Annotated in this window: 22 protein-coding genes; 14 read left to right on the top strand and 8 right to left on the bottom strand. The window is 62.3% G+C overall.

Features of this window, described 5'->3' with window-relative positions; genetic code table 11:
- Positions 1-42: 42 nt before the first annotated feature.
- Together LH365_RS05555 and LH365_RS05550 are read right to left on the bottom strand one after the other, a co-directional pair.
- On the bottom strand, positions 43-1,020 hold the full coding sequence (locus tag LH365_RS05555) for a protein phosphatase CheZ (RefSeq protein ID WP_226745176.1): 978 nt from the start codon (positions 1,018-1,020) through the stop codon (positions 43-45).
- Positions 1,021-1,049: 29 nt separating this feature from the next.
- Positions 1,050-1,436: a response regulator gene (locus tag LH365_RS05550; protein ID WP_107874664.1), complete on the bottom strand. Its 387-nt coding sequence runs from the start codon at positions 1,434-1,436 to the stop codon at positions 1,050-1,052.
- Between the two features lie 302 nt (positions 1,437-1,738).
- On the opposite strand from LH365_RS05550, the gene LH365_RS05545 reads away from it, so the two are divergent.
- Positions 1,739-2,170, top strand: coding sequence for a MaoC family dehydratase (locus tag LH365_RS05545; RefSeq protein WP_226745175.1), 432 nt, complete (start codon positions 1,739-1,741; stop codon positions 2,168-2,170).
- A 5-nt stretch (positions 2,171-2,175) separates the two neighbouring features.
- Entirely contained in the window at positions 2,176-3,165 is a 990-nt protein-coding gene (gene ribF / locus LH365_RS05540) for a riboflavin biosynthesis protein RibF (RefSeq protein WP_370639742.1), read from the top strand.
- 117 nt (positions 3,166-3,282) lie between these two features.
- Here the strand turns inward: ribF and LH365_RS05535 are convergent, their stop codons facing one another.
- Positions 3,283-3,912 carry a GyrI-like domain-containing protein gene (locus LH365_RS05535; RefSeq protein ID WP_226745174.1) on the bottom strand — a complete coding sequence of 210 codons (630 nt, stop codon included), beginning with the start codon at positions 3,910-3,912 and terminating at the stop codon, positions 3,283-3,285.
- A gap of 355 nt (positions 3,913-4,267) precedes the next feature.
- On the opposite strand from LH365_RS05535, the gene ileS reads away from it, so the two are divergent.
- The 5 genes from ileS (at position 4,268) to mutL (ending at position 11,701) form a co-directional block, all read left to right on the top strand.
- Entirely contained in the window at positions 4,268-7,369 is a 3,102-nt protein-coding gene (ileS, locus tag LH365_RS05530; RefSeq protein WP_226745173.1) for an isoleucine--tRNA ligase, read from the top strand.
- 140 nt (positions 7,370-7,509) lie between these two features.
- Positions 7,510-8,040, top strand: coding sequence for a signal peptidase II (gene lspA, locus LH365_RS05525; protein ID WP_226745172.1), 531 nt, complete (start codon positions 7,510-7,512; stop codon positions 8,038-8,040).
- 85 nt (positions 8,041-8,125) lie between these two features.
- Positions 8,126-8,689 (top strand): DUF3035 domain-containing protein, encoded by a 564-nt coding sequence (locus LH365_RS05520; protein ID WP_226745171.1) that lies wholly within the window; start codon positions 8,126-8,128, stop codon positions 8,687-8,689.
- 119 nt (positions 8,690-8,808) lie between these two features.
- Positions 8,809-9,555, top strand: a complete 747-nt coding sequence (locus LH365_RS05515) for a fibrillarin-like rRNA/tRNA 2'-O-methyltransferase (protein WP_226745170.1) — start codon at positions 8,809-8,811, stop codon at positions 9,553-9,555.
- Between the two features lie 199 nt (positions 9,556-9,754).
- Positions 9,755-11,701, top strand: a complete 1,947-nt coding sequence (gene mutL, locus LH365_RS05510) for a DNA mismatch repair endonuclease MutL (protein ID WP_226745169.1) — start codon at positions 9,755-9,757, stop codon at positions 11,699-11,701.
- A gap of 398 nt (positions 11,702-12,099) precedes the next feature.
- Here mutL and LH365_RS05505 read toward each other — a convergent pair whose 3' ends face one another.
- The 3 genes from LH365_RS05505 to LH365_RS05495 all read right to left on the bottom strand — a co-directional run bounded on the left by LH365_RS05505 (position 12,100) and on the right by LH365_RS05495 (position 15,023).
- Entirely contained in the window at positions 12,100-12,240 is a 141-nt protein-coding gene (locus LH365_RS05505; RefSeq protein ID WP_226745168.1) for a hypothetical protein, read from the bottom strand.
- 212 nt (positions 12,241-12,452) lie between these two features.
- On the bottom strand, positions 12,453-13,031 hold the full coding sequence (rsmD, locus tag LH365_RS05500; protein WP_226745167.1) for a 16S rRNA (guanine(966)-N(2))-methyltransferase RsmD: 579 nt from the start codon (positions 13,029-13,031) through the stop codon (positions 12,453-12,455).
- A 6-nt stretch (positions 13,032-13,037) separates the two neighbouring features.
- Positions 13,038-15,023 carry a pseudouridine synthase gene (locus tag LH365_RS05495; protein ID WP_226745166.1) on the bottom strand — a complete coding sequence of 662 codons (1,986 nt, stop codon included), beginning with the start codon at positions 15,021-15,023 and terminating at the stop codon, positions 13,038-13,040.
- A gap of 114 nt (positions 15,024-15,137) precedes the next feature.
- Here LH365_RS05495 and LH365_RS05490 point away from each other — a divergent pair, with 114 nt between their 5' ends.
- The 5 genes from LH365_RS05490 to LH365_RS05470 all read left to right on the top strand — a co-directional run bounded on the left by LH365_RS05490 (position 15,138) and on the right by LH365_RS05470 (position 20,877).
- Positions 15,138-15,611, top strand: a complete 474-nt coding sequence (locus tag LH365_RS05490; RefSeq protein WP_255606704.1) for a nucleoside deaminase — start codon at positions 15,138-15,140, stop codon at positions 15,609-15,611.
- Entirely contained in the window at positions 15,604-16,761 is a 1,158-nt protein-coding gene (locus tag LH365_RS05485) for a hypothetical protein (RefSeq protein WP_226745164.1), read from the top strand. Before LH365_RS05490 ends, LH365_RS05485 begins: the two co-directional genes overlap by 8 nt.
- A gap of 9 nt (positions 16,762-16,770) precedes the next feature.
- On the top strand, positions 16,771-17,667 hold the full coding sequence (locus LH365_RS05480; RefSeq protein WP_226745163.1) for a mechanosensitive ion channel family protein: 897 nt from the start codon (positions 16,771-16,773) through the stop codon (positions 17,665-17,667).
- 212 nt (positions 17,668-17,879) lie between these two features.
- A complete protein-coding gene (locus tag LH365_RS05475) occupies positions 17,880-20,276 on the top strand; it encodes a M1 family metallopeptidase (protein ID WP_226745162.1) in 2,397 nt (798 codons plus the stop codon).
- 139 nt (positions 20,277-20,415) lie between these two features.
- Positions 20,416-20,877: a DUF6702 family protein gene (locus tag LH365_RS05470; protein WP_226745161.1), complete on the top strand. Its 462-nt coding sequence runs from the start codon at positions 20,416-20,418 to the stop codon at positions 20,875-20,877.
- Between the two features lie 2 nt (positions 20,878-20,879).
- On the opposite strand, the gene LH365_RS05465 is transcribed toward LH365_RS05470, so the two are convergent.
- Positions 20,880-21,839: an acetyl-CoA carboxylase carboxyltransferase subunit alpha gene (locus LH365_RS05465; protein ID WP_226745450.1), complete on the bottom strand. Its 960-nt coding sequence runs from the start codon at positions 21,837-21,839 to the stop codon at positions 20,880-20,882.
- A gap of 84 nt (positions 21,840-21,923) precedes the next feature.
- Positions 21,924-22,838 carry a site-specific tyrosine recombinase gene (locus LH365_RS05460; protein WP_226745160.1) on the bottom strand — a complete coding sequence of 305 codons (915 nt, stop codon included), beginning with the start codon at positions 22,836-22,838 and terminating at the stop codon, positions 21,924-21,926.
- 106 nt (positions 22,839-22,944) lie between these two features.
- Here LH365_RS05460 and LH365_RS05455 point away from each other — a divergent pair, with 106 nt between their 5' ends.
- Entirely contained in the window at positions 22,945-23,505 is a 561-nt protein-coding gene (locus tag LH365_RS05455) for a shikimate kinase (RefSeq protein WP_226745159.1), read from the top strand.
- On the top strand, positions 23,505-24,617 hold the full coding sequence (gene aroB / locus LH365_RS05450; protein ID WP_370639741.1) for a 3-dehydroquinate synthase: 1,113 nt from the start codon (positions 23,505-23,507) through the stop codon (positions 24,615-24,617). The genes LH365_RS05455 and aroB overlap by 1 nt, the downstream gene beginning before the upstream one ends.
- Positions 24,618-24,702: the final 85 nt, after the last annotated feature.

Genomic DNA, 24,702 nt, shown 5'->3' with positions numbered 1-24,702 from the left:
GTTGACCGGCCTCTGTCCGTTATCTTGTAAAGCTTTGTCCGATCAATCGAACAGGGCGTCGATATCGTCCTGCGAATTGGTCTTGTTCATATCTTCCGGAGACATGTCGAACAGGGCGTCGATATCGTCCTGCGACTGGGGCTCGTTGGAAGGTGTATCGAACAGGGCGTCGATGTCATCCTGAGATTGGGGCTGAGATTGGGGCTCGGATACCGGGGCCGGCGCGGGCGCGGGCGCTGCTTTGGCGGCAGGGGCCGGGGCCGGTTTGGGTTCAGGCTTCGGTTCCGCCTTGGGGGCTGCGACCTTCGCTTCGACCTTGGGGGCTTCAGGCTTCGGGGTCTCGACCCTGGGGGCTTGGGGTTTCAGCTCCGGAGCCGCAAAACCTTCATCGAACATGGCGTCGATGGCGTCCTGACGGGTTTCCGGACCGCCGATGGCCGGGCCGTTGAGCAGTAAATCGCGGGCGCGCTTTTCACGCTCGGTCAGCTCGACATCCTTGTCTTCCACACCGAGGGTCGCCGCCAGCTTGCCGACGCGCTCCTCAATCTGCTTGAGGACGTTGACGACCTTCGACACGCGCTGACCGGTGATGTCCTGAAACGAGCAGGCTTCGAAAATCTTCATCACTTCGTCGTCCACCGCCGCCTTGTAGGCCTTGGGGTCCGACGCATCCATGCCCATGATCGCCTCGGCGGCGTTCATGATGTTGTGCGTGGCGTTTTCCGTGTCACGGGTGATGGCTTCGAGTTCCGCACCCGCCGTAGGAATGCGTTCCTGCGACAGATCGTGCGGACGCAACTCGCGGATCTCTTCCTTGGCCTTGGCGATATAGCCGGCGATGACAGCGAATTCTCCGGCGCGACGCTTGTCGAGCTGCTGGAAGAATTCCCGCATCAGGCTGACAAGGGCCTCGGACTGCTGCATCAGATTGATCAGCTTGGGCTCCATCACCGCCTCCAGAGCCGCGTCAACGGACTCCAGTTCGGGAGATTCAGCTTGTTTGGGTGCAACCTGGCCCATTTGAACCTGCTTAAAGTCGGTCAATAAACTTAGAATTCGCCGAGGACGGCGGTGATCTTCTGCTTCAGCGTCGCGCCGTTGAACGGCTTGACGATGTAGTTGTTCACGCCGGCCTTCTTGGCGGCGATCACGTTCTCGGTCTTGGATTCCGCCGTGACCATGATGAAGGGCGTCCGCTTCAGCGAATCGTCCGACCGCACCTTCAACAGGAGTTCATAGCCCGTCATGGGCTCCATGTTCCAGTCGGAAATGACCAGACCGTAGCTGGTTTTCTTCATCTTTTCGAGGGCTTCAGCGCCATCCGACGCTTCCTCGATGTTCTCGAATCCCAACTGCTTCAGCAGATTGGAAATGATCCGCAGCATGGTCTTGTAATCATCGACCACCAGGATCGGCATGGACATATCGACGGCCATGTGAGTGTGCCCACCTTTTTAAGTATTACGGGCCCGCCTTATGCAGGCCCTTCACATCTGACCTAGGCATAATCGCAGCAAGCGGATAAAATAGAGTTAAAGGCGTCACTCTAAATTTCCCCATTAATTCAGCCATATAATTATAATTAACCATAAAAAACCCGCGTTTTGTGAACCGCGTTTGAAAAATAATGTCAAATCGGGACAGTTTTTCGCCGGTTTGAGACGACGGATTCTGTAGCGTCACACTTGGCAAACGGCCTGAGCGGGCCTAGATCAGCCCAAAGCCACCGGATTTTCCCATGACCGACCCCGTTACCGTGTATCTGGAAGACCTGACCGTCGGTCAGAGCCTGGAACGTACCTTTACCGCCACCGACACCGCCATCCGCGCCTTTGCCGAGGTGTCGGAGGACCACAACCCGGTCCATGTCGATGAGGCCTACGCCGCGACCACGCCGTTCAAGGGCCGCATCGCGCACGGCGCCTTGCTCAATGCGTGGATTTCAGCGGCCATCGCCGGGGGCCTGCCCGGTCGTGGCAGCATCTATGTGTCGCAATCACTGAACTTCAAGCGCGCCGTGAAGATCGACGACGTGGTGACCATCGCGCTGACCGTCACCGACATCCAGCCCAAGACCGGCCTGGTGACGCTCACCACCGTCGCCAGCGTCGGCGGCAAGACTTATGCCAAGGGCGTGGCCGAGGTCATCGCCCCGCGCAAACCGGCTTAAGCATCGTGGCAAAAGCGTTTCTCCTCACCCTCGACGCCGGCGGCAAACTGCACGCGCAGGCGCTGAACGACGCCGCCCACGGTGAAGAGTGGCCGACCGAAGCCTGCGCGGCCATCGGCAGTTTCGACGGCGTGCATCGCGGGCACCAGCGGGTGATCGAAAACGCCATCGCCGCCGGGCGCAGGCTGGGCGCGCCGTCTGCCGTCGTCTGTTTCGATCCGCACCCGCAAGCCTTCTTTCTGGCGCGCGCGGGCAAGGCCATCACGCCCTTCCGCCTGATGACGCTGGATCAGCAGGTCCGCGCCTTCGCGGCTCTGGGCGTGGAATATGTCTTCGTTCTGCGCTTCGACGAGACCCTGTCGGCCCTGACGGCGGAAGCCTTTACGCAGCAGATCCTGCACGGCCACCTGAAACTCAGCCACATCAGTTGCGGCTTCGACTTCCGTTACGGGACGCAGGGCATGGGCTCGGCGGAAACGCTCCGCGCTTTCGGGACGCAAATGGGCTTCACCACCGCCGTCACCCCGTGCCAGACCGACGAAACGGGCCATAAGCTGTCGTCCTCCGCCGTCCGCGACGCGCTGGAAGCCGGGGATGCGCAACTGGCCGGGCACGTGCTGGGCCGCCCTCAGGCCTTTGAGGGCGTGGTGACGCGCGGCGATCAGATCGGCCGCCAGATCGGCTTTCCAACGGCCAATATCGAACTGGGCGACTATCTGCGTCCGAAATACGGGGTCTATGTGACGCGCACGCGTTTGGCCGACGGGCGGGTCTTGGGCAGCGTCACCAATTTCGGCAAACGCCCGACCGTGGGCGGCCTGTCGGAGCGCTTCGAGACGCATATCTTCGGGCTGGACCACGAAATCTACGACCAGACGATCGAGGTCGAACTGCTGCATTATCTGCGCCCGGAAGAGAAGTTCCCGTCCTTTGACGACCTAAAGGCGCAGATTGCCAAAGATGCCGAAACGGCACAGGCGTATTTCGGGACGTAATACATCCTCCCCTGTAGCGAAGCGTACGGGGGAGGTGGCAGTCGAGTGTAACGAGACTGACGGAGGGGGCGTTGCACAACTTTGCCCCCTCCGTCCGCTTCGCGTCCACCTCCCCCGCTATGCGGGGGAGGATGATAACCGCCGCACCGGCTGTCTCAGCAGCGTCTTCAGCTTTTCCGGTGCCGTACGGCGCGGATCGGACAGATAAATCTCATGGTGGGGATGGGTCTCGGCCAGCCCGTTCTGCCTGAGCCACTCATGCAGCCGGGCGATCAATGGGCCCTCTTCATCGTACGAGCCCAGATGCAGGGTCTGGACGCTCAGGCCCTCGTCATAGGTCTCCAGCCGCAGCCGGCCCAGCGCAACACCGCCTTTGCCCTTGCGCCCGGCCCCGACCACCGCGCGGGCGAACATGTCCGGCGTGATCCAGTCCGGCTGAGGCACCATGATCCGCCACGACCACAGGTCCTTGTCGCGGTCGTAGAAACTTTCATAGCGCTCCGCCCACCACAGACCTTCCATCGGCGGGACGGTGTAATCGCTCTGACACTCGACCTTGCTCATGAATTTCAGCCCGTAGGCGACGGAGAACAGCGCCTCCATGGCCTCGGCAAAGGGCGGCGCATCGGGGCTGCCGTGGCCGTCGATCATAAGGAAAGGCATGGGCGGCACTTCGATCAGCACGAACTGACCGGCCGGGGCGGTATAGAGCGTCTTGCGCTCGCGTTTCAGGTCGACCTTACGCATGGGCACCTCCTGAGCATGAGGCTACACCTAATGCTGACAGTTTTTGTCAGGACGGAATATCTCCCTCTCCCTTGAGGGAGAGGGTGGCGCGAAGCGACGGGTGAGGGGGATTTCGCACCACAGCCTTCCCCTCCACCCCTGCCCTCTCCCTCAAGGGAGAGGCGGCATTTACCCACTTTTCTCTCCGCGACTCTAGGCAATCCCGGCGGCCTCTGATAAACGCTGCCTCCATGTTGACGATACGGGCGCAGCTTCGAATTTGAAGCCCAGCGTAAGCCACCCGCACCGGGTCTTGCGCTGGGAGTATATCGCCACGCCTTTTTGACCGTATCCCCTCCCAGAGAATTCAGGATTCATGTCCGAACATCCTTCCCGCGATTACCGCGAAACCGTCTTCCTGCCCGAAACCGCCTTTCCGATGCGCGCCGGCCTGCCCAAGGCCGAGCCGGAAATGCTCAAAAAGTGGGAAGAGTCCGACCTGTACCACAGCGTGCGCAAGGCGCGTCAGGCGAAGAACGCCCCGCTGTTCGTGCTGCACGACGGCCCGCCCTACGCCAACGGCAATATCCATATCGGTCACGCCCTGAACAAGATCCTCAAGGATTTCGTGGTGCGCTCGAAGTTCCTGATGGGCTACGACGTCGATTATGTGCCCGGTTGGGACTGCCACGGCCTGCCCATCGAATGGAAGATCGAGGAGCAGTTCCGTCAGAAGGGCCGCAAGAAGGACGAGGTGCCCGCCGCCGAGTTCCGCAAGGCCTGCCGCGAATACGCCGCCGAGTGGATCGGCGTGCAGCGCGAAGAATTCAAGCGTCTGGGCGTCCTGGGTGACTGGGACGCGCGCTACGCCACCATGGACTTCGACACCGAAGCGAAGGTGACGGCCGAGTTCCACAAGTTCCTGATGTCCGGTCAGCTTTATCGCGGCTCAAAACCCGTCATGTGGTCGCCGGTCGAGCGCACGGCTCTGGCCGACGCCGAGGTCGAATACCACCCACACGTCAGCCCAACCATCTGGGTGAAGTTCCCGGTGAAATCCCTCCTCCCTGTCGAGCCGTCAGGCGAAGATAGGGAGGTGGCGGCGCGCGCAGCGTCGCCGACGGAGGGGGATGACTCCGCTCTGAACGCCCCCTCCACCGCTTCGCGGTCCCCCTCCCCCGCTACGCAGGGGAGGATGCAGGGCGCTTCCGTCGTGATCTGGACCACCACGCCGTGGACCATCCCGGCCAACCGCGCCGTCAGCTTCAACCCGAAGATCAGCTATTCGCTCTATGAAGTCACAGAAGTGGCTTCCGAAGAAACGCTCGGCTTCGCGCCGTGGGCCAAGGTCGGAGATCGCATGATCGTCGCTGAAAAGCTGGCTGAATCCGTGCGAACGGCAGGCAATATCACCGCATGGACTTTGGTTCAGGCCGATGTCGATTGCGATGGCCTCACCCTCGCCCACCCGCTGGCGGCGCTCGATGAAGGCTACGGCTTCGACGTGCCCATGCTGGCCGGTGATCACGTCACCGACGATGCCGGTACGGGCTTCGTGCACACGGCCCCCGGCCACGGCGCGGACGACTATCTGGTGTGGCTCAAGCACGGCTATTCGTTGGATTCCATCCCCGATACGGTCGATCCGGACGGGGCCTATTACCCGCATGTGCCGCTATTTGCGGGCCTGAAAGTCCTCGAAACCGAAGGCAAGAAGGCTGGCAAGTTCGGCGACGCCAACAAGGTGGTGATGGAAAAGCTGATCGAAGCCGGTCAGAAAGATTCAAGAGCTGGGCTGCTGGCGCGCGGTCGCGTCGATCACTCCTACCCGCACTCTTGGCGCTCCAAGGCCCCGGTGATCTTTCGCAATACGCCCCAATGGTTTATCCGCATGGACGGCGGCCTGCGTGACACCGCGCTGAAAGCCATCTCCGAGACCGCATTCTACCCCGATCAGGGCCGCAACCGCATCGGCTCGATGGTCGAGACCCGCCCCGACTGGCTGATCAGCCGTCAGCGCAACTGGGGCACGCCGCTGGCCATGTATGTGGACAAAAAGACCGGCGAGCCGCTGAAGGACGAAGCCGTCAACGACCACATCATCAAGCTGATTGCCGCCGAAGGCGCGGACGCCTGGTTCACGCGCCCGGACGAAGACTTCCTCGGTAACGGCTACAACCCCGCGGACTATGAGAAGGTCACGGATATTCTGGATGTGTGGTTCGACTCCGGCTCGACCCACGCCTTTACGCTGGAAGGCCGCGACCACACGCACAGCCCGGCCGACCTCTATCTCGAAGGTTCGGATCAGCACCGCGGCTGGTTCCAGTCGTCGCTGCTGGAAAGCTGCGGCACGCGCGGTCGCGCGCCGTACAAGGCCGTCCTGACCCACGGTTTCGTCCTCGACGAACAGGGTGAGAAGATGTCGAAGTCCAAGGGCAATGTCGTCGCCCCGCAGGACATCGCCAAGGAATCGGGCGTCGAAATCCTGCGCCTGTGGGTCGCCCTGTCGGACTATTCCGACGACCTGCGCATCGGCAAGCAGATCATTCAGACGACCGTCGACGCCTATCGCAAGCTGCGCAATTCGCTGCGCTACTTGCTGGGCGCGCTGAATGGCTATACGGACGCTGAGGCCGTCGATTATCAGGACCTGCCGTCGCTGGAGCGCTACATCCTGCACCGCGTGCACGAATTGGATACCAGGGTGCGCGCCGCCTACGACGTCTACGACTTCGCCGCCGTCATCCGTCCGGTGGCCGATTTCGCCTCGCAGACCCTGTCGTCGCTCTATTTCGACATCCGCAAGGACAGCCTCTATTGCGACAAGCCGTCGGATGTGAAGCGCCGCGCCTGCCGCACGGTGATGAATATCCTGCTGGAGCGCCTGACCGCGTGGCTGGCCCCGATCATGGTCTTCACCACCGAAGAGGCGTGGAGCTATCGCTATCCGGACGCGCCGGAGAATCTGTACCGCACCCTGCCCGCCGTGCCGGCCGAATGGCACAATGCCGCCGAGGCCGGTCGCTGGGAAAAGGTCGAGGAAGTGCTGTCGGTCGTCACGTCGGCTCTGGAAGAGAAGCGTAAGAACCAAGAAATTGGCTCTGCGTTAGAGGCCGCGCCGACTGTTTTCATTGACTCTGAACCTCTTATTGCTGCTTTTGATGGCATCGACGCGGCAGAAGTCTTCCGCACATCACAAGCGACTCTAGTAAGCGGTGTTGCGCCTGATGACGCTTTCTTTGCAACGAAAGTAAAATCAAATATTGGCTCTGCGACTTTTGGAAGCATTGTTTTTGGACAGGCAGTTAGAGTTCCTGATAAAATGATTGGGGTGGTCGTCAATTTGGCGCATGGCAACAAGTGCCAACGGTCGTGGCGCATCCTGCCCGAAGTAGGTTCAGACCCGCGCTATCCGGACCTGTCCTTGCGCGATGCCGAAGCCGTCGCCGAATGGGACGCCGCGCACGGACACTAGCCCCCTCTCCCTTGAGGGAGAGGGTTGGGGTGAGGGGGAACTGCCAATTGCGCACGTTCTGCCTTTTCCCCCTCACCCGGCCCTAACGGGCCACCCTCTCCCTCAGGGAGAGGTGAGGATAGATTTAAACCGGTAAATCCATGTCTGATTTCCAAGCCAAACTCAAAACCCACTTCGCTCCGCCGCACACGACGGCGCTGGGGCGGCAGATGCTGCTGATCGGCGGGATCGGCCTGATCCTCGATCAGATCAGCAAGAACTGGATTTTGTACGGTCTGCAACTGCCCAGTCTCGGACAGGTCAAGATTTCGCCCATCTTCTCGTTCAGCATGGTGTGGAACAAGGGCGTCAGCTTCGGTTTCTTCCATTCGGAAGGGATCGGCCGCTGGCTGCTCACCCTGTTCTCGCTGATCGTATCGGCCTTTCTGATCGACTGGGTCCGCCGCACTACGCGCAAAACCCTCGGTCTGGGGCTGGCGCTCGTGGCCGGGGGGGCTATCGGCAACGCCATCGACCGTATCATCTACGGCGGCGTGGTCGATTTTCTCGATTTTTCGGGGCTGGGCTTTCCGTGGGTGTTCAACATCGCCGACGCCGCCATCAATATCGGCGTGGCCCTGTTGTTCGTCGACGTCTTCTTCCTCAACAAGGAAGAGACAAAACAAGGTTAAACGCTGGCCCTTGGCAGGGCCGCGAAAAGCAAGTAACACTCTCCGGCCCGTCGCTGACGGGAGGGGTGCTAATTCGGAGCGAAGAATGAAGTCGGTCAAAGTAGTGGCGGGTCTGGTGCTGATCGCCGGCGTCGGTCTGACGGGGTGCAACTCGACCAAGAGCGCGCTGGGCCTGAACAAGGTCGTGCCCGACGAATTCCGCGTCGTGACCAAGGCGCCGCTGGTCGTGCCGCCGGACTTCGCGCTGCGTCCGCCCGCGCCGGGCGAGCCGCGCCCGCAGGAACTGCAACCCGAAAGCGCCGCGCGCGAGGCCCTGCTGGGTCAGCGTCAGGCCATCATGCGCTCGGAAGGCGAAAAGGTTCTGGCGACCAAGGCCGGCGCCGATAAGGCCGACCCGCTGGCCCGCTACGTCGTCGACGACGAATTCGGCGACCTCGCCTATAAGGAAGAGGGCTTCGCCGACAAGATACTGTTCTGGAAGAAGGACACGACACCCGCGCCGGCCCCGTCGATCAACTCCGTCATCGCCGGCGAAGTCAACGCCATCGACCCGGACGCCGAAGCCGCCCGCATCAAGTCGCTGCTGGGCGACGGCAAGGTGACGATCGAGCAGAAGAAGGAAAAGTCCTTCAAGCTGCCTGGCCTGTAATCGCCTCCCTATCGATATTCTTAAAAGGCCGCCTTCGGGCGGTCTTTTTATTACCCGTTTGTCATTTGTCAGAACGGCGGGATTGCGGCACCCTCTCCCCGCTTTTCAGGGAGAGAACCATGAACACCTTGCGCGCCATCGCCTTCGGCCTGTGCCTGTCTGCGTCCGCCTTCAGCGTCTCGGCCCACCCCATCGACTCGAAAGCCGCCGAAGCCGCCTTCGCCGCGACCGACCGCCCCGCCAAGCAGCGCGAGCGCGACGAAATGCGCCGCAGCGAGGTCGATTTCCTGCTGCATCACGTCAAACCGGGCGACAGCGTCCTCGATATGGGCGCGGGTCAGGGCTATCTGTCGTGGCTCCTGTCCAGCGCCGTCGGCCCGCAAGGCACGGTCTATGTCCAGAACCCGCAGGGCTGGGTCGATTACTACAAGATGGGCCCGGCGCTGGAGGAAATGACCGCCCAACGCGCCAATATCCGCGCCGTCATCGCGCCCTTCGTGGCCATCCCGACGCCGCAAAGGCCCTATGATGTCGTGGTGTCGAGCATGATCTATCACGACACCTACAACGAAAAAGATCAGAACGCCCTGGCGATGAACAGCGCCCTGTTCCACCAGATCAAGCCGGGCGGCCTGTATATCATCGTCGATCACCACGCCCCGGCGGGCTCGGATATCGCCGCGACCAATACCACCCATCGCATCGACAAGGCCCGCGTCGTCGCCGACCTCAAGGCGGCGGGCTTCGTTCTGGCCGAAGATAAAGACATCCTCAGCCATCCGGAAGACAAGCGTGACCTGAACGTCTTCGACCCGGCGGTACGCGGCAAGACCGATCGCTTCGTGCTGGTGTTCAAGAAGCCTTGACGGGCTGAACCACGGAAAGCACGGAAAACACGGACTTCATTGTGCGGATACTTCGCGCGAAGCGCCTTCATGCCTTTGTACCGCAAGCAAGATGAAAGCGCTTCGGGCGAGAGAGGTGTTAGGGCTCAGAATCCGTGTTTTCCGTGGCCAATCCGTTCCAGACATTGCCCCCACCACCGGACTCACCTAAATTGGGTCAATGGCCTATATCTCCCGCCTCCCTCAGGACACCATCAACCGCATCGCCGCTGGCGAGGTGGTCGAGCGTCCGGCTTCGGCTATCAAGGAACTGGTCGAAAATGCCATCGACGCCGGCGCGACGCAGATCGACATCTTCGCCGATATGGGCGGCCTGTCGCGCATCCTGATCGAGGACAACGGGCGCGGCATGGACGAAGACGACCTGCCGCTGGCGGTCGAGCGCCACGCCACCTCCAAGCTCAAGCCTCGGCCCGACGGCACCTGGGATCTGCTGCACATCCAGACCCTCGGGTTCCGCGGTGAGGCCCTGCCCTCCATGGGCTCGGTGGCGCGCCTCGACATCACCTCGCGCGCCGAAAATATGGACGGCGCAATTGCCATTACGGTCGATGCCGGAGCGCTGTCACCGCTGCGTCCGGCCGCCTTTTCGCGGCCGCACGGCACGCGGGTCGAACTGAAGGACCTCTTCTACGCCACGCCGGCGCGGCTGAAGTTCATGAAGACCGACCGCGCCGAGAACATGGCCATCACCGAAGAGGTCAAGCGGCAAGCCATGGCCCACGAAGAGGTCGGCTTTTCGCTGACGATCGACGGCAAGCGGTCCTTGCGTCTCTATCCTGAAGAGAAGGGTTTCGAGGGTCGCCTGAAACGTCTCGCCGCGCTGCTGGGGGATGATTTCGGCCAGAACGCCCTCCTCATCGATCAGCAGCGCGAGGGCGTGCGGCTGACCGGCTATGCGGGCCTGCCGACCTTTTCGCGCGGCAATGCCCAGCACCAGTACCTGTTCGTCAACGGCCGCCCGGTGCGCGACAAACTGCTGACCGGGGCGTTACGCGGGGCCTATGCCGACTTCCTCGCCCGCGACCGTCACCCGATGGCGGTGCTCTATGTCGAGACCGACCCGCAGGATATAGACGTCAACGTCCACCCGGCCAAGGCCGAGGTGCGCTTCCGCGATCCCAATCTGGTGCGCGGCCTGATCATCGGCGCGCTGAAACACGCGCTGGCCAGTGCCGGGCACCGCGCGGCGACCACGGTGGCCGATCAGGCCCTCAATGCCTTTAATCCGCTGTCGTCCGGCTATCGCGCGCCGATGCAGCCCACCCTGTCCCTGCATTTCAGTGCTTTGGGGGCAGGCTACCAGCCGCACGCCTATGCCACGCCGGAGCAACCGCATCCGAACTATCAGCCCGCATGGAATGCCGACCTGACCTTTGCGCCGTCGGCCAGAGTCGAAAAAGACTTTGTCGAAAAAGACTTTGTTGAGGCGGCACCCGTGATGGACATGCCCGCAGAAATCGGCGTCGCCGAGATGGGTGTCGATCTGTCGACGCTCAGCCAACCCCTGCCGCCGGAGTTCGAAGCCTATCCCCTGGGCGCCGCGAGGGCCCAATTGCACGAAACCTATATCCTCGCCCAAACCAGGGACGGCCTCATCATCGTTGATCAGCACGCCGCCCACGAACGGCTGGTCTATGAGCGGATGAAGACCATGATGGCCGAGGGCCATGTGGCGCGTCAGACCCTGCTCATTCCGGAAATCGTCGATCTCGACCCCGCCGATGTCAGCCGCCTGATGGCCCGGCGCGAGGACCTCGAAGGCTTCGGCCTGATGATCGAAAGCTTTGGCCCGGCGACGATTCTGGTGCGCGAAGTCCCGGCCCTGATCGGTGACGGCGACGTGGCGGGGCTGATCCGCGACCTGGCCGACGACATCGCCGAAAACGGTCAGGCCCTGCTATTGAAAGAGCAGATGGCGGAAATCTGCGGCAATATGGCCTGCCGCAACTCGGTGCGCGCCGGGCGGCGTCTGTCGGCGTCGGAGATGAACGCGCTCCTGCGCCAGATGGAGGCCACACCCCATTCTGGTCAGTGCAATCATGGCCGCCCGACCTATGTCGAGCTTAAACTGAAAGACATCGAAAAGCTGTTCGGGCGTCGGTAGGTTTTAGCCAGGGAAAACTCATAAAGCACGGACGTCTTTGCGTGAGATGTTTCGCGCGAAGCGTCTGAAACCGCGCTTGCCGCAAGTTATGCAAAGGCCTTCGGCAGAGACCTTTCAAGGCCTCGAAGTCCGTGCTTTCTGTGTTTTCCGTGGTCAAAAATCTTGGACTAAAAATCCTGCAAGGGCGATCAGGGTGAACGCGCACAGTCCGGCGCGCTCACCCCAGCCCCACTCCCCCCGTCGGCTCATGCGATCTGATATCCCCTCAGACCGAACCCCGGACCCAAAACTTGGGAAAAACCGATAACCGGAAACGCAAGGTCAGTTTTCCCCTGAACCCTGCCTCCGGCTGAAATCGGCCACAAAAAAACCCGCGGCAAACGCCACAGGCTGCAAAATCAACGCGTCACGTTGAGAACGATAATCCCGACACCCATCAGGAAGGCCCAGGCCTGAACGCTGAGACCGGCCATCAGGATTACCTTCAGACCATCGCGGCGCTTCTTTCCGCCTTCGAACTTGATCGCTTCTGCCGTCATAACATCACCCCAATTTATAACAGTTCAGTCCCGCCCCTTAAGGAGCATCGGTGCATTAATCGTGCCGAAACACACGGTTTACACCTTGTTAAGGACATATTGGGGACACAATAAAAAACTCGTCAATACGAATTTTCTGCAAAATGGGTCAATTTCGCCACAGGTTCGCCGAACCGTCAGATAATAACGTTATAAATCAATAACTTGAATAGTTAAAAATCAGTAAGAATTTTTTGTTTCAGGAACAGGACCTGCGCCGGACCATAGGTCCGCGTGTCGATTATTTGCCACATACCCGTGGCAAAAAAGTCCTCATCCGCCGCCATTTCGACCACGATCAGGGCCTCGTCGCTCAGCCACTTCCCGGTTTGCAACGCCTCGAGCGCGGGCTGTACCAAACCCTTACGATAGGGCGGATCCATGAAAACAAGATCGAAGGCCTCGGCCGCGCTGCCGGGGCGCACGCCCAGTTGAGTCGCGTCGCGGCGGTGGATGCGCGTGACCCCGAACAAACCGAAGGCTTCGACATTGTCGCGGATGGCACCGCGCGCCGCGTCGTCCGTATCGACGAACAGGCAGAAGGCCGCACCGCGCGACAGGGCCTCCAGCCCCAGGGCGCCGGAACCGGCGAAGACGTCCATCACCCGCGCGCCGTTGAGGTTTGGGGCAAATTCCGCGTGCTCCAGAATATTGAACACGGCCTGACGCGCCCGGTCCGAGGTGGGACGGGTATTCTGGCCGTCGGGCGCACTCAGGGCGCGCCCGCGAAATTCACCACCGACAATGCGCATCCGGGATTATTCCGGACGCGGCTTGCGCGGGCCACCGGAAAAACCCCCCGTACGGCCAGCGGGACGACCACCGGGCTTGAAGCCACCCGGCTTACCGCCGAAGGACTTACCCCCATCGGGCTTTCCACCGAACGACTTGCCCGCCGGACGGTCACTGCGGGGTTTGAAGTCCCCTTCGCCGCGCGGCTTGAAATCGCGTTGCGGGCGGTCGCCGAAGCTGCGTTCCCCGCGCGGTTTGTCGAAGCGCGGCTTGAAGTCACCACGCGGGGCATCGCCCTCGCCACGTGGCTTGAAGTCGCGCTGCGGACGGTCACTGCGGGGTTTGAAATCACCCTCACCACGGGGTTTGAAATCGCGTTGCGGGCGGTCACCGAAGCTGCGTTCCCCGCGCGGTTTGTCGAAACGCGGCTTGAAGTCACCACGCGGGGCATCGCTTTCACCACGCGGTTTGAAGTCACGCTGCGGACGATCACCACGAGGCTTGAAGTCACCTTCCGCACGGGGCTTGAAATCGCGCGGCGGGCGGTCGCCGAAGCTGCGTTCCCCGCGCGGTTTGTCGAAGCGCGGCTTGTCGCCGAAGCTACGCTCACCGCGCGGTTTGAAATCACCCTCACCGCGTGGCTTGAAGTCACGTTGCGGACGATCACCGCGGGGTTTGAACTCACCTTCGCCCCGCGGTTTGAAATCACGCTGCGGGCGATCGCCGAAATTACGGTCGCCACGCGGCTTGAAGTCGCCTTCACCGCGGGACTTGAAACCGCCTTCCGAACGCGGCTTGAATTCTCCGCGCGGACGCTCGGCGCGCGGCTTCCATTCGCGTTCTTCACGTTCCGGACGGCGATCGCGCGCCGGACCGTCGCCTTCGAAGCGCGGACGCTCGTCGAAATCGCGGTCGCCGAAGTTCTTGGCTTCGTACTTGCGGCGGAAGGCTTCTTCCTTGCTGACCGGACGTTCGCGGCGCTCTTCACGGTCGGGACGGCCCTCACCACGGGCGGCAAAGCGCTCGCCGCCGCCACGACGGCCGCCGGTGCCTTCGCCGTCGGTGCGGCGCAGGCGCATCGGCGTACGGGTCTGGGTTTCGCCTTCCGGCGGCAGGTTGCGCGGATCGATCTTCTCGCCCAGCAGTTCGCGCACGACGCGCGGGCCGATTTCCTCGACCTCGCCCGGCTCGATATCGCCAAGCTGGAACGGACCATAGGCCAGACGGATCAGGCGGTTGACCTTCAGGCCCAGGCTGTCCAGCACCTTACGGACTTCGCGGTTCTTGCCTTCGTTGAGCGAGACCGTGATCCAAAGATTGGCGCGGCCGTCGGCCTTTTCCTGCGCCTTGTCGAGCCTGGCTTCGATCGGGCCGTACTGCACGCCTTCGACCGTCACGCCGTTTTTCAGCGTATCGAGCGCCTCCTGCGTGGTGCGACCCAGCGCACGGACGCGGTAGACGCGCGTCCAGCCGGTCGTGGGCAATTCCAGCGCCCGCGCCAGTTCGCCGTCATTGGTCAGCAGCAGCAGGCCTTCGGAGTTGATGTCGAGACGGCCGACCGAGATCACGCGCGGTAGTTCTTCCGGCAGCGAATTGAACACGGTGGGGCGGCCCTGCGGATCCTGATGGGTGGTCATCAGGCCGACCGGCTTGTGGTAACGCCACACGCGGGTGGGCTCGGCCTTGCGGATCGGCTTGCCTTCGACGGTGATGACGTCTTCGGCGGACACGGTGGTCGCCGGCGTATCGAGAAGACGGCCATTGACGGCGATCTTGCCCAGACCGATCAGGCGCTCGACTTCGCGGCGCGAGGCCAGACCGGCGCGCGCCAGAACCTTGGCGATGCGTTCGGGCGGACGCGCGGGTTTCCCAAAGGACTTGTCAGCCGGGCCCTTTTTGGCGAACGGCTTTTTGACATAGGATTTTTTGGCGGGAGCCGCTTCGGACGCTGCATTTTCAGCGGAATTGGCGGATGCGTTCACAGACTCTGGGGTCGAGTTGTCTTCAGACATGATCATATTCCTGACTGGGCCTGCTCACGCAGGGCCTTTTAACTTGACGCCGCAGCGGTTTCCCGGCCATCAACCCCTATGGATTTACCAAGGGAATTAAACGACGAAACCCTGATGCGTCTGGCGCTGGACGAGGCCGAAAAGGCCGCCCAGGCCGGCGAGGTGCCGATAGGCGCTTTAATCTACGATCCGTCAAGTAAAACCATTGTTTCAAGCGCAAAAAATGCGCCGATCAGCCTTAACGATCCCTCCGCCCATGCGGAAATACTGGCCTTGCGTGCCGCCGGACAGGTGGTCGGCAATTATCGACTGACCGACCTGTGGCTCTATGTGACGCTGGAACCTTGCGCCATGTGCGCCGGAGCCCTCTCTCATGCCCGCATCGGACGGGTCATCTATGGAGCGTCCGACCCCAAGGGCGGCGCGGTGGCCAACGGCCCGCGCTTCTTCGCCCAGCCGACCTGTCACTGGGCGCCGGAAGTGACCGGCGGCGTGCTTGAGGCCGAGACGGGTCAGGTGTTAAAAGACTTCTTCCGGCAGAAGCGCAAACCGCGCGGCAGGCCCGCAGAGGGGGGACAGGATGCGTAAGGTTCTTTTCGCACTGGTGCTTTTGGCGTTTCCGGCGGCAGCGCAAGCGCCCGCCACCCAGACCGTCTATGAAGGCACGATCGGCAAGGCTCCGGTGGTGATCGAGATCGTCCGGCAGGGCAATCTGACCACGGCGCAGTATTTCTACAGCCGCTATCATCTGAATATCCCGCTCAAGGCCAGCGGGACGCTGAGTTTCGAAGAGCGCACCAACTGCTACGAGGACATCTGCCCGCTGGTCGGCAGGCTGCAACTGAAGGCCACGCCCGCAGGTCTCGGCGGGCAGTGGCTGGGTCAGGCGGGCAAGAAAATCAACCGCGACATCGCGCTGAAAAAGGTCGCCGAGCGCCGTTTCACACCGCCGGGACGTATCGCCGATGCCGCCCTTTTGCGCTCCGGCCTGGATTACGACAATCCCGTCGGCGCGCTGGATAATCCCTATCTGAGCCGCCTTTACGATTCCGGCCTGACTCTGGGCAAGACGATCGACAAGGGGAACTACGCCTTTCAGGAAGTGACCGATAAGGCGACCGGCGTCACCGGCCTGCGCCTGACCCGCGCGCCGGATGCGAAAGCCCTGCCCACCGCCAATCGTATCCTCGACGGGCGTCGGCTGCTGAGGGTCGAAGGCGCGCTCTCCTGTCTGGGCGAAAGCAAAGCGCATTCCCCCGCCGGCGGCACGGCGGGCGGCTATGACGAGACGAACACCGACCTGACCTATGTCAGCGCCGCACTGATGACGCTCGAAGAGTCCGGCTCGACCTATTGCGGCGGCGCACACCCGAACAATTTCTGGAACCGCACCACCTACGATCTCAAGTCCGGCAAGGCGCTGGACCTTAACCGCGTACTGAAACTTTATGCAAATCAGGGCGACGCTGCGACCGACACGCCGGAATACGCCGCGCTGAAAGCGAAACTGACGCCGAAATCCCCGTGGTTCGTCGGCGACGCTGACATCCCCGAGTGCGTGGCCGAGGACATCGGCTACGGCTATTCGCTGTCGTTCGGCGACAAGGGGCTGGTGTTCAGCCTGACCGACCTGCCGCATGTCATGGGCGCGTGCATGGGTGAATATTACGTGGTGCCCTATAACGAACTGAAAACCCTGTGGCGTCCCGAAGCCAAAGCGTATTTCCCTAAACTCTAAGGAGTCGTGATGACTTTCGACCTCAAGGAACTCCCCACGCGTTTCAGCTATTTCGTCGCCAATGTACGTGATTTCTGGGGCGACCTGACGCAGCATTCGGAGTTTCTGTCGAACCTGCTGATCGCTGGGCTGATCCTGATGGTCACCCTGTTCCTGTCGCAATGGCTGTCGAACACGGTCAAGACCACCGCCAAGCGCTACGCCCATTCGGACGCCGACCGCACCCTGCCCGAATTCCTGTCGCAGGTGGTGTGGTGGCTGATCATGGTCGTCGGCCTGGTGGTCATCCTCAACCGGCTGGGGGTGCAGACCACCTCGATCCTCACCGTGCTGGGCGCCGCGTCTCTGGCCATCGGTCTGGCGCTGCAAGGGACGCTGGCCAATGTCGCTTCGGGGATCATGCTGCTGGTGCAGAAGCCCTACCGCATCGGCGATACGGTCACCATCGGCGACGTCACGGGGACAGTGGGGCGGCTGGGCCTGTTTTCGACCGAACTGACCAATGGTGACAGCCACAAGGTCTATATCCCCAATGCCAAGATCTTTTCCGACCGCATCATCAACATCACCCACTACGGCCACCGCACGCTGGCTGTGCTGGTGACGGTCGACTTCGCCACCGATCTCGATAAGGCGCTGGGCATCCTCAAAAAGGTGACGTCCGCCCACCCCGGCACCATGTCGACGCCGGAAGTATGGTCCGGCGTCGAGAACTTCACCGACAACGGCGTGCAGCTTAAGGTCACGGCGCAGGTCACCGTCGCCCAGCACGGTCAGGTGCGCGCCGATGTGCTCAAATCGGTCAAGGAAGAATTCGCCGCCGCCGGCATCTTCATCCCCTACCCGCATCAGGTGACGATCGAAAAGGCGCTTTCGGCCGCCACCGGGGAGAAACCGGGGGTGTAACCCTCCCCTGCAAAGCGGGGGAGGTGGCATTTGAGCGAAAGCGAAAAATGACGGAGGGGGCATTGCTGACCGTTTTGCCCCCTCCGTCAGCTCATTTCATTCGCTGCCACCTCCCCCGCTTCACCGAGGTTCGCAAGGGAGGAGGTTTGGGCTTGCGCACACCGCGGAATTCGTTGCAAAAGGAACGTATACGAAAAATTCCGGGGTGTTCCGTGTTCAAACGTTTGTTGCTGGCTTCCTGCGTCCTCGTTTCTGCGCCTGTCCTGACCTCCGTGGCGTTCGCCGATCCGGTCGAACAGACCAAGGGCCGCTTCGTCGACAAGTTCCGTCAGCTTGAAGGCGAAGAGTGGCCGACGCCCACCGACTACCGCAACGCCGCCGGTGAGCCGGGCCACCGCTACTGGCAGCAGAAGGTCGATTACCGCATCAAGGCCAGCCTGAACGAGGCCACGCGCACCCTGACGGCGACCGAAACCGTTACCTATCAGAACAACGCCCCCGACACGCTGCGCTATCTGTGGCTGCTGCTCGATCAGAATAACTACAAGCGCGATTCCCTCGCCAATCTGACCGACACCGTGTCGCCCGTCAGGGAAATCTCCGTCGCCGATGTCCGTCGCGTCAAGCGGATGCAGGCGTGGGAGGGCGGCTTCAACGACCTGAAAGTTACCGGCACCGACGGTCAGGCCCTGCCCTTCACCATTAACGACACCCTGATGCGCATCGATCTGGCCCGGCCGCTGAAGTCGGGCGAGAGCCTGACCTTCACCGTGTCCTGGAGCGTGCCCCTGCCCGAAACGAAGGTGGTCGGAGGGCGTTCGGGCTATGAGTGCTTCACCAAGCCGGGCGAGGACGGCAATTGCATTTTTCTTGGAGCGCAGTGGTTCCCGCGACTGGCCGTCTATTCGGATTACGAAGGCTGGCACAACAAGGCCTTTATCGGCTCAGGCGAGTTCACGCTGGAGTTCGGCGATTACGACGTCGAACTGACCGTGCCCGCCGACCACGTGGTGTCGGCCACCGGTGAACTGCTCAACCCGACCGAGGTGCTCAGCGCCGCTCAGGCCAAACGCTACGAGCAGGCGAAGACCGCCGCCGCGCCGGTCTATGTCGTCACGCCGGAAGAGGCCGCCGCCGCCGAAAAGGGCAAGGCCGCCGGCACTAAAACGTGGAAATTCAAGGCCGACAATGTCCGCGACTTCGCCTTCGGTTCGTCGCGCAAGTTCATCTGGGACGCGCTGGGTGTAAAGAACGCCGATCCGGCACACCCGACCGTTATGGCCATGTCGTTCTTCCCCAAGGAGGCGCGCCCCCTGTGGGACGCCTATTCGACCAAGTCGATCGCCCACACGCTCAATGTCTACGGCACGTTCGCCTTCGCCTACCCCTACCCCACGGCGCAGTCGGTCAACGGCCCGGTCGGCGGCATGGAATATCCGATGATCACCTTCAACGGCCCGCGCCCGGTGAAGGACAAGAAGACGGGCGAGCTGACCTATACGGAACGCGCCAAGTACGGCTTGATCGGCGTGGTCATCCACGAAATCGGCCACATCTGGTTCCCGATGACGGTCAATTCGGATGAGCGCCAATGGACTTGGCTCGATGAGGGCATCAACTCCTTCCTGCAATTTCAGGCCGAAAAGGAATGGGACAAGGACTTCCCGTCGCGGCGCGGCGAGCCCAAGTCGATGGTCGAGTACATGCTGAGTGAAAATCAGGTGCCGATCATGACCAATTCGGAATCGATCCCGCAGTTCGGCAACAATGCCTACGGCAAGCCGGCGGCGGCGCTGACCATCCTGCGCGAAACCGTGCTGGGGCGCGAAAAGTTCGACTTCGCTTTCAAGGAATATTCGCGTCGCTGGCAGTTCAGGCGCCCGACGCCCTACGACTTCTTCCGCACCATGGAGGAAGCCTCCGGCACCGATCTCGACTGGTTCTGGCGCGGCTGGTTCTATTCGACCGACCATGTCGATATCGAACTGGCCGATGTGAAGAAGGCCCGCCTCAACACCCGCGATCCGGGCGTGGAAAAGGCGTGGGAGAAGTTGCAGGACGATGCCCAGCCCGACTCGCTGACGGCCGCGCGCAACACGGGCAAGACCGTGGTCGAGACCGACCCGGCCACCGTCGATTACTACAATACCGACGACAAGTGGGAGCCGACCGCCAAGGACAAGAAGAAGTACGCCGACCTTCAGAAGGACATCGAGCCGGAACTGAAGGAAGCATTGGCGGTGAAGGACAACTTCTACAACTTCACCTTCCGTAACAAGGGCGGGCTGGTCATGCCGGTGATCCTCAAGATGGACTTTACCGACGGCACGTCTGAGACCGTGCGCATCCCGGCCGAGGTGTGGCGCTACGATCCGCGTCAGGTCACCTGGCAGTATGCGACGTTAAAGACGCTGAAGCAGGCCGAGATCGATCCTCAGTGGGAAACGGCAGACGCCGACGTCTCGAACAACGCCTTCCCGCGCAAGATCGAAGATCAGCGCTTCGAGGTGAAGGAGGCCGAGGAACTGCCGAACCGCATGAAGGACGACGATGTGGTCGTCACACCGGACAGCCTGAAAACCCAGCCGAAAAAGGCCGAGAAGAAGTGATTTAGTCCCTCGCCCCTCTGGGGAGAGGGATGTCCGAAGGACAGGGTGAGGGGGAGAAGGAATTTACACAATGGCTTTGCGTTACTCCCCCTCACCCCAACCCTCTCCCCAGAGGGGCGAGGGGGTTAGAAGGCGTGCTGTGCTTCTGTCGGCTCTAGGACTGGTCTTCGCCTCTCCGGCCCTCGCCCATCGCGGTCATCATACGTTGAGTGTGGTGGAGATCACACCGGACGGCGAAGTGACGGTGACGCATACCCTGTCGGCCCACGACACCGAGCCGGAACTGGTCGAACTGGCCCCCGACGCCCAGCCGTCCGTGGACGATTCCGACGCCCTGACGGCCTTGCAGGCACACCTGCACGACGCCTTTACGGTCAATGGTCAAAGGCTGAACTTCTTTGCGTTCGAGGCTTGGGGCGACGACCTGCAATTCACCTATCGGGGCAAGCTGAACGGCGCACCAAAGAGCGTGAACATTGGCTATGGCCTGTTCCCGAACTCACCCAAGACCGGCGTCGGGCTGGTCAATGTGCGCCTCAATGGCGTGACCAAAAGCCTGACCTTCGGCAAGGGTGAGGGGTCGAAGACGGTGGGTTTTTAGGCTTAAACCAGTCCCATCTGGCCGATCTTGTAGAAGCGCTCGGCGCGCTGGGCCACCAGTTGATCGGGCGAGAGGTAATCCAGCGCCTGAAGCTCGCTTTCGACCACGTCGCCGACCTTTTTGATCGCCGCGTCGCGGTCGGCGTGGGCGCCGCCCGCCGGCTCTTCGATAATGCGATCGACGATGCCGAGTTTCAGCAGGTCGGGCGCAGTGATCTTCATCTGGTCGGCGGCGTCCTTGGCGCGCGAGCCGTCGCGCCACAGGATCGAGGCCGCGCCTTCCGGCGAAATGACCGAATAGATGGAGTGCTCAAGGATCAGCACGCGGTTGGCGGCGGCCAGCGCGATGGCTCCGCCCGAACCGCCCTCGCCCGTCACGGTCGAGATAAACGGCACCTTCAGCGTCAGGCCGCGTTCGGTCGAGCGCGCAATGGCCTCAGCCTGACCGCGTTCCTCGGCGCCGATGCCCGGATAGGCCCCGGCGGTATCGACAAAGGTGATGACCGGCAGGCCGTACTGTTCGGCCATATCCATCAGGCGCACCGCCTTGCGGTAGCCTTCCGGGCGGGCCATGCCGAAATTGTGGCGCAGGCGCGAATTGGTGTCGTGGCCCTTCTCATGGCCCATGACGACGACCGAACGGCCGCGGAACCGGCCCAGACCGCCGACAATGGCCTGATCGTCGCCGAATTTACGATCGCCGCGCAGTTCCACGAAATCTTCGATCAGATCGTTGAGATAATCGACCAGATGCGGACGCTCCGGGTGGCGGGCGACCATGGTCTTCTGCCACGGCTCAAGACGGTCGTAGGTTTCCTTGATCAGGACCTGGGTGCGCTCGCGCAGGGCGCGGATTTCGGCGTCGAGATTGGCGCCCCCCGAAGACGACAGGGCCGACAACTCCTCGATCTTGGCTTCCAGATCGGCGATCGGACGTTCGAATTCGAGATAATGGCGCATGATCTTCCGGGACTCAGGTTCCGTTACAAACCTTGGCGTTTAGCTTAAGTCGGCTCGGGGGGCAATATGCCCGAACAGGCGAACTGTTTAACCGGCCCGCTTTCGCGACAACGGGTGGTGGGTTTCGACGATCTCTTTCAGCCGCTCGGTGGCGACGTGGGTATAGACTTGGGTGGTCGAAATATCGGCATGGCCCAGAAGTGTCTGCACGACGCGCAGATCAGCCCCGCCTTCGAGCAGATGGGTGGCGAAGGCGTGGCGCAGCACGTGGGGCGACACGCGCGCCGGGTCGATCCCGGCCTCGATGGCCGCTTCGTCCAGCAACTGCCCCACGCGGCGGCGCGTCAGGTGTCCTTCGGCCCCGCGCGAGCAGAAGAGGTAGGGATTGGCCTTGTCCTTCGCCCCCAGAAACAACGGCCGGATATCGAGATAGTCCTTGATGGCCATCCGCGCCGACGGGTTGAGCGGCACCAGACGCTCGGCCCCGCCCTTGCCCTTGACGATCAGGAAGGCCGGGTCTTTCTGCACGGCGTCGAGGCGCAAGGCCACGATCTCCGACACGCGCATCCCCGACGCATAGGCGATTTCGATCAGGCATTGCAGCCGGATGGCCTGATGCGCGTCCTTGGCATCGGCGGCGGCGATCAGCGCGTCCACCTCGGCGCGGCTGAGAATTTTCGGCAGCGGCCGGCCCTTTTTAGGCGCGGCGATCTTGCGGCTGGGGTCGGCCTCGATGAGACCTTCCAGCACGCAAAAGCGATAGAACTGCCGCACGGCGGAGCGTTTGCGCTGAAGCGTCGAAGAGGCCAGCCCGCGCGCATCCAGCGCGGTGAAAAATCCGGCTATGTCGGTTTCCCCCAGTTTCAGCAGCCCGTCGGCATTCACGCCCGCATGGGTTTGCAGGTCGAGCAGGTCCTGCCCGTAGGCCTCGCGCGTGCGCGGCGAGGCATTGCGTTCGACGCTGAGCATCTGGAAAAAAGAGGTGAGCGGATCGGGGGACATGCGGGACCTGAAACACGGTTAACTTCTTATTTCTGGCCCAATCCCCTAAACATCGTGTAAAGCAGCCTTATGCATACCGATTTTCCGTGCACGGGGGCCGCGCGCCGTGCCTGAGACCTCGACACAGACTGAGCCCCGCCTGATCCTGCCGCGCCCGGTGGCGCTGGTGGGCCTGATGGGCGTGGGCAAGACCACGGTCGGGCGGCGTCTGGCCGACGCACTGGCCGTGCCCTTCCGCGACGCCGACGAAGAGATCGAAAAGGCCGCGGGCCTCAGCGTCGCCGACATCTTCGCTGCTTTTGGTGAAGCCGGTTTCCGCGATGGCGAACAGAAGGTTATTTCGCGCCTGCTCGATGACGGTCCGCAGATACTGGCGACAGGCGGCGGGGCCTTCGTGCAGCCGACGACGCATGACGCCATCCGCCAGAAGGCCATCACCGTGTGGCTTAAGACCGATTTGCGCGTCATTGCGCGGCGCGTTGCCAACCGCAACCACCGCCCGCTGCTGCGCGACCGCGACCCGATGGAGGTGCTGCGCGAACACGAAAAGAACCGCTACCCTTTCTATGCCAAGGCCGACATTACGGTCGACACCGGCGATCAGTCGCACGCCAAAAGCGTCGAACTGGTGCTGAGTGCGTTGCAAGCTTTTCTGGACAAAAACTGATGACCACCATTCCTGTTTCCGGTGGCGATTTCCGCCCTTACGACGTCGAAGTCGGCGCCGGCCTGATCTCTTCGGCGGGTACGCGCGTCCTGCCGTTTCTGAAAAACCGCCGCACCCTGATCGTCACCGACACGCATGTCGGCCCGCTGCACGCCGTACGTCTGAAAGAGGTGCTGGAGGCCGAGGGCATCGCCGCGCAGATACTGACCCTGCCCGCGGGCGAAGAGACCAAGTCGTGGGAGGGCCTGAAAGACCTGACCGACGGCATGGTCGATGCCGGGCTGGACCGCAAGGACGTGGTCATCGCCCTGGGCGGCGGCGTCATCGGCGACCTGACCGGCTTCGGGGCCTCGGTCTATATGCGCGGCATCGACTTCGTGCAGATCCCGACCACGCTTCTGGCGCAGGTCGATTCCAGCGTCGGCGGAAAGACGGCCATCGACCACCCCAAGGGCAAGAACCTGATCGGGGCCTTCCATCAGCCGCGTCTGGTCCTGTGCGATCTGGATGTGCTGGGCACCCTGCCCGCGCGCGAAATCCGCTGCGGCTATGCCGAGGTGATCAAGTACGGCCTGCTGGGCGACAAGGCGTTTTTCGAGTGGCTGGAGGCCAACGATCAGGCCGTTCTGGCGCTGGAGCCCGCCGCCATCGAGCACGCGGTTGCCCGCAGCGTCGAGATGAAGGCAGAGATCGTCGCCGCCGACGAGCGCGAAGGCGGTCAGCGCGCCCTGCTCAATCTGGGGCATACCTTCGGTCACGCGCTGGAGGCCGAACTGGGCTTCGGCGACGCCCTGCTGCACGGCGAAGCCGTGGCCATCGGCATGGGCATGGCCTTCCGTTATTCGGCGCGCGCGGGCCTGTGTTCGCAGGCCGACGCCGACCGTGCCGTAGCCGCCATCGCCAGGTCCGGCCTGCCGACGCAGATGAACCATATCCGCAATGCGGCCTTCGATGCCGACACGCTGATCCGCCACATGGGCCACGACAAGAAGGCCGAGGGCGGCAAACTGGTCTTCGTGCTGGTCAAGGCGATTGGCGAAGCGTTTGTGGCCAAGGACGTGCCGGCGGCTTCGATCCGCGAGTTCCTGATCGCCGATGGCGCGACAGGGTAATCATACCTCTCCACCTTTGGTGGGGAGGGGGACCGCGCCCGTCAGGGCGTGGTGGTGGGGTATCTTGCGATACGTCCACCCACTC

Source organism: Asticcacaulis sp. AND118, from assembly GCF_020535245.1.
Classification (GTDB): domain Bacteria; phylum Pseudomonadota; class Alphaproteobacteria; order Caulobacterales; family Caulobacteraceae; genus Asticcacaulis.
The sequence above is the reverse complement of the archived record's forward strand: the minus strand, read 5'-3'. Positions and strand labels throughout refer to the sequence as shown.

What these genes read in the sequence shown, in the direction of transcription:
- LH365_RS05480 (WP_226745163.1), top strand. Translation starts at nt 16,771, where the DNA reads ATGACTTTCGACCTCAAGGAACTCCCCACGCGTTTCAGCTATTTCGTC.
- LH365_RS05535 (WP_226745174.1), bottom strand. Translation starts at nt 3,912, where the DNA reads ATGCGTAAGGTCGACCTGAAACGCGAGCGCAAGACGCTCTATACCGCC.
- LH365_RS05460 (WP_226745160.1), bottom strand. Translation starts at nt 22,838, where the DNA reads ATGTCCCCCGATCCGCTCACCTCTTTTTTCCAGATGCTCAGCGTCGAA.
- LH365_RS05490 (WP_255606704.1), top strand. Translation starts at nt 15,138, where the DNA reads ATGCGTCTGGCGCTGGACGAGGCCGAAAAGGCCGCCCAGGCCGGCGAG.
- LH365_RS05555 (WP_226745176.1), bottom strand. Translation starts at nt 1,020, where the DNA reads ATGGGCCAGGTTGCACCCAAACAAGCTGAATCTCCCGAACTGGAGTCC.
- LH365_RS05545 (WP_226745175.1), top strand. Translation starts at nt 1,739, where the DNA reads ATGACCGACCCCGTTACCGTGTATCTGGAAGACCTGACCGTCGGTCAG.
- LH365_RS05495 (WP_226745166.1), bottom strand. Translation starts at nt 15,023, where the DNA reads ATGTCTGAAGACAACTCGACCCCAGAGTCTGTGAACGCATCCGCCAAT.
- LH365_RS05520 (WP_226745171.1), top strand. Translation starts at nt 8,126, where the DNA reads ATGAAGTCGGTCAAAGTAGTGGCGGGTCTGGTGCTGATCGCCGGCGTC.
- mutL (WP_226745169.1), top strand. Translation starts at nt 9,755, where the DNA reads ATGGCCTATATCTCCCGCCTCCCTCAGGACACCATCAACCGCATCGCC.
- LH365_RS05550 (WP_107874664.1), bottom strand. Translation starts at nt 1,436, where the DNA reads ATGGCCGTCGATATGTCCATGCCGATCCTGGTGGTCGATGATTACAAG.
- rsmD (WP_226745167.1), bottom strand. Translation starts at nt 13,031, where the DNA reads ATGCGCATTGTCGGTGGTGAATTTCGCGGGCGCGCCCTGAGTGCGCCC.
- lspA (WP_226745172.1), top strand. Translation starts at nt 7,510, where the DNA reads ATGTCTGATTTCCAAGCCAAACTCAAAACCCACTTCGCTCCGCCGCAC.
- ileS (WP_226745173.1), top strand. Translation starts at nt 4,268, where the DNA reads ATGTCCGAACATCCTTCCCGCGATTACCGCGAAACCGTCTTCCTGCCC.
- aroB (WP_370639741.1), top strand. Translation starts at nt 23,505, where the DNA reads ATGACCACCATTCCTGTTTCCGGTGGCGATTTCCGCCCTTACGACGTC.
- LH365_RS05515 (WP_226745170.1), top strand. Translation starts at nt 8,809, where the DNA reads ATGAACACCTTGCGCGCCATCGCCTTCGGCCTGTGCCTGTCTGCGTCC.
- LH365_RS05505 (WP_226745168.1), bottom strand. Translation starts at nt 12,240, where the DNA reads ATGACGGCAGAAGCGATCAAGTTCGAAGGCGGAAAGAAGCGCCGCGAT.
- LH365_RS05485 (WP_226745164.1), top strand. Translation starts at nt 15,604, where the DNA reads ATGCGTAAGGTTCTTTTCGCACTGGTGCTTTTGGCGTTTCCGGCGGCA.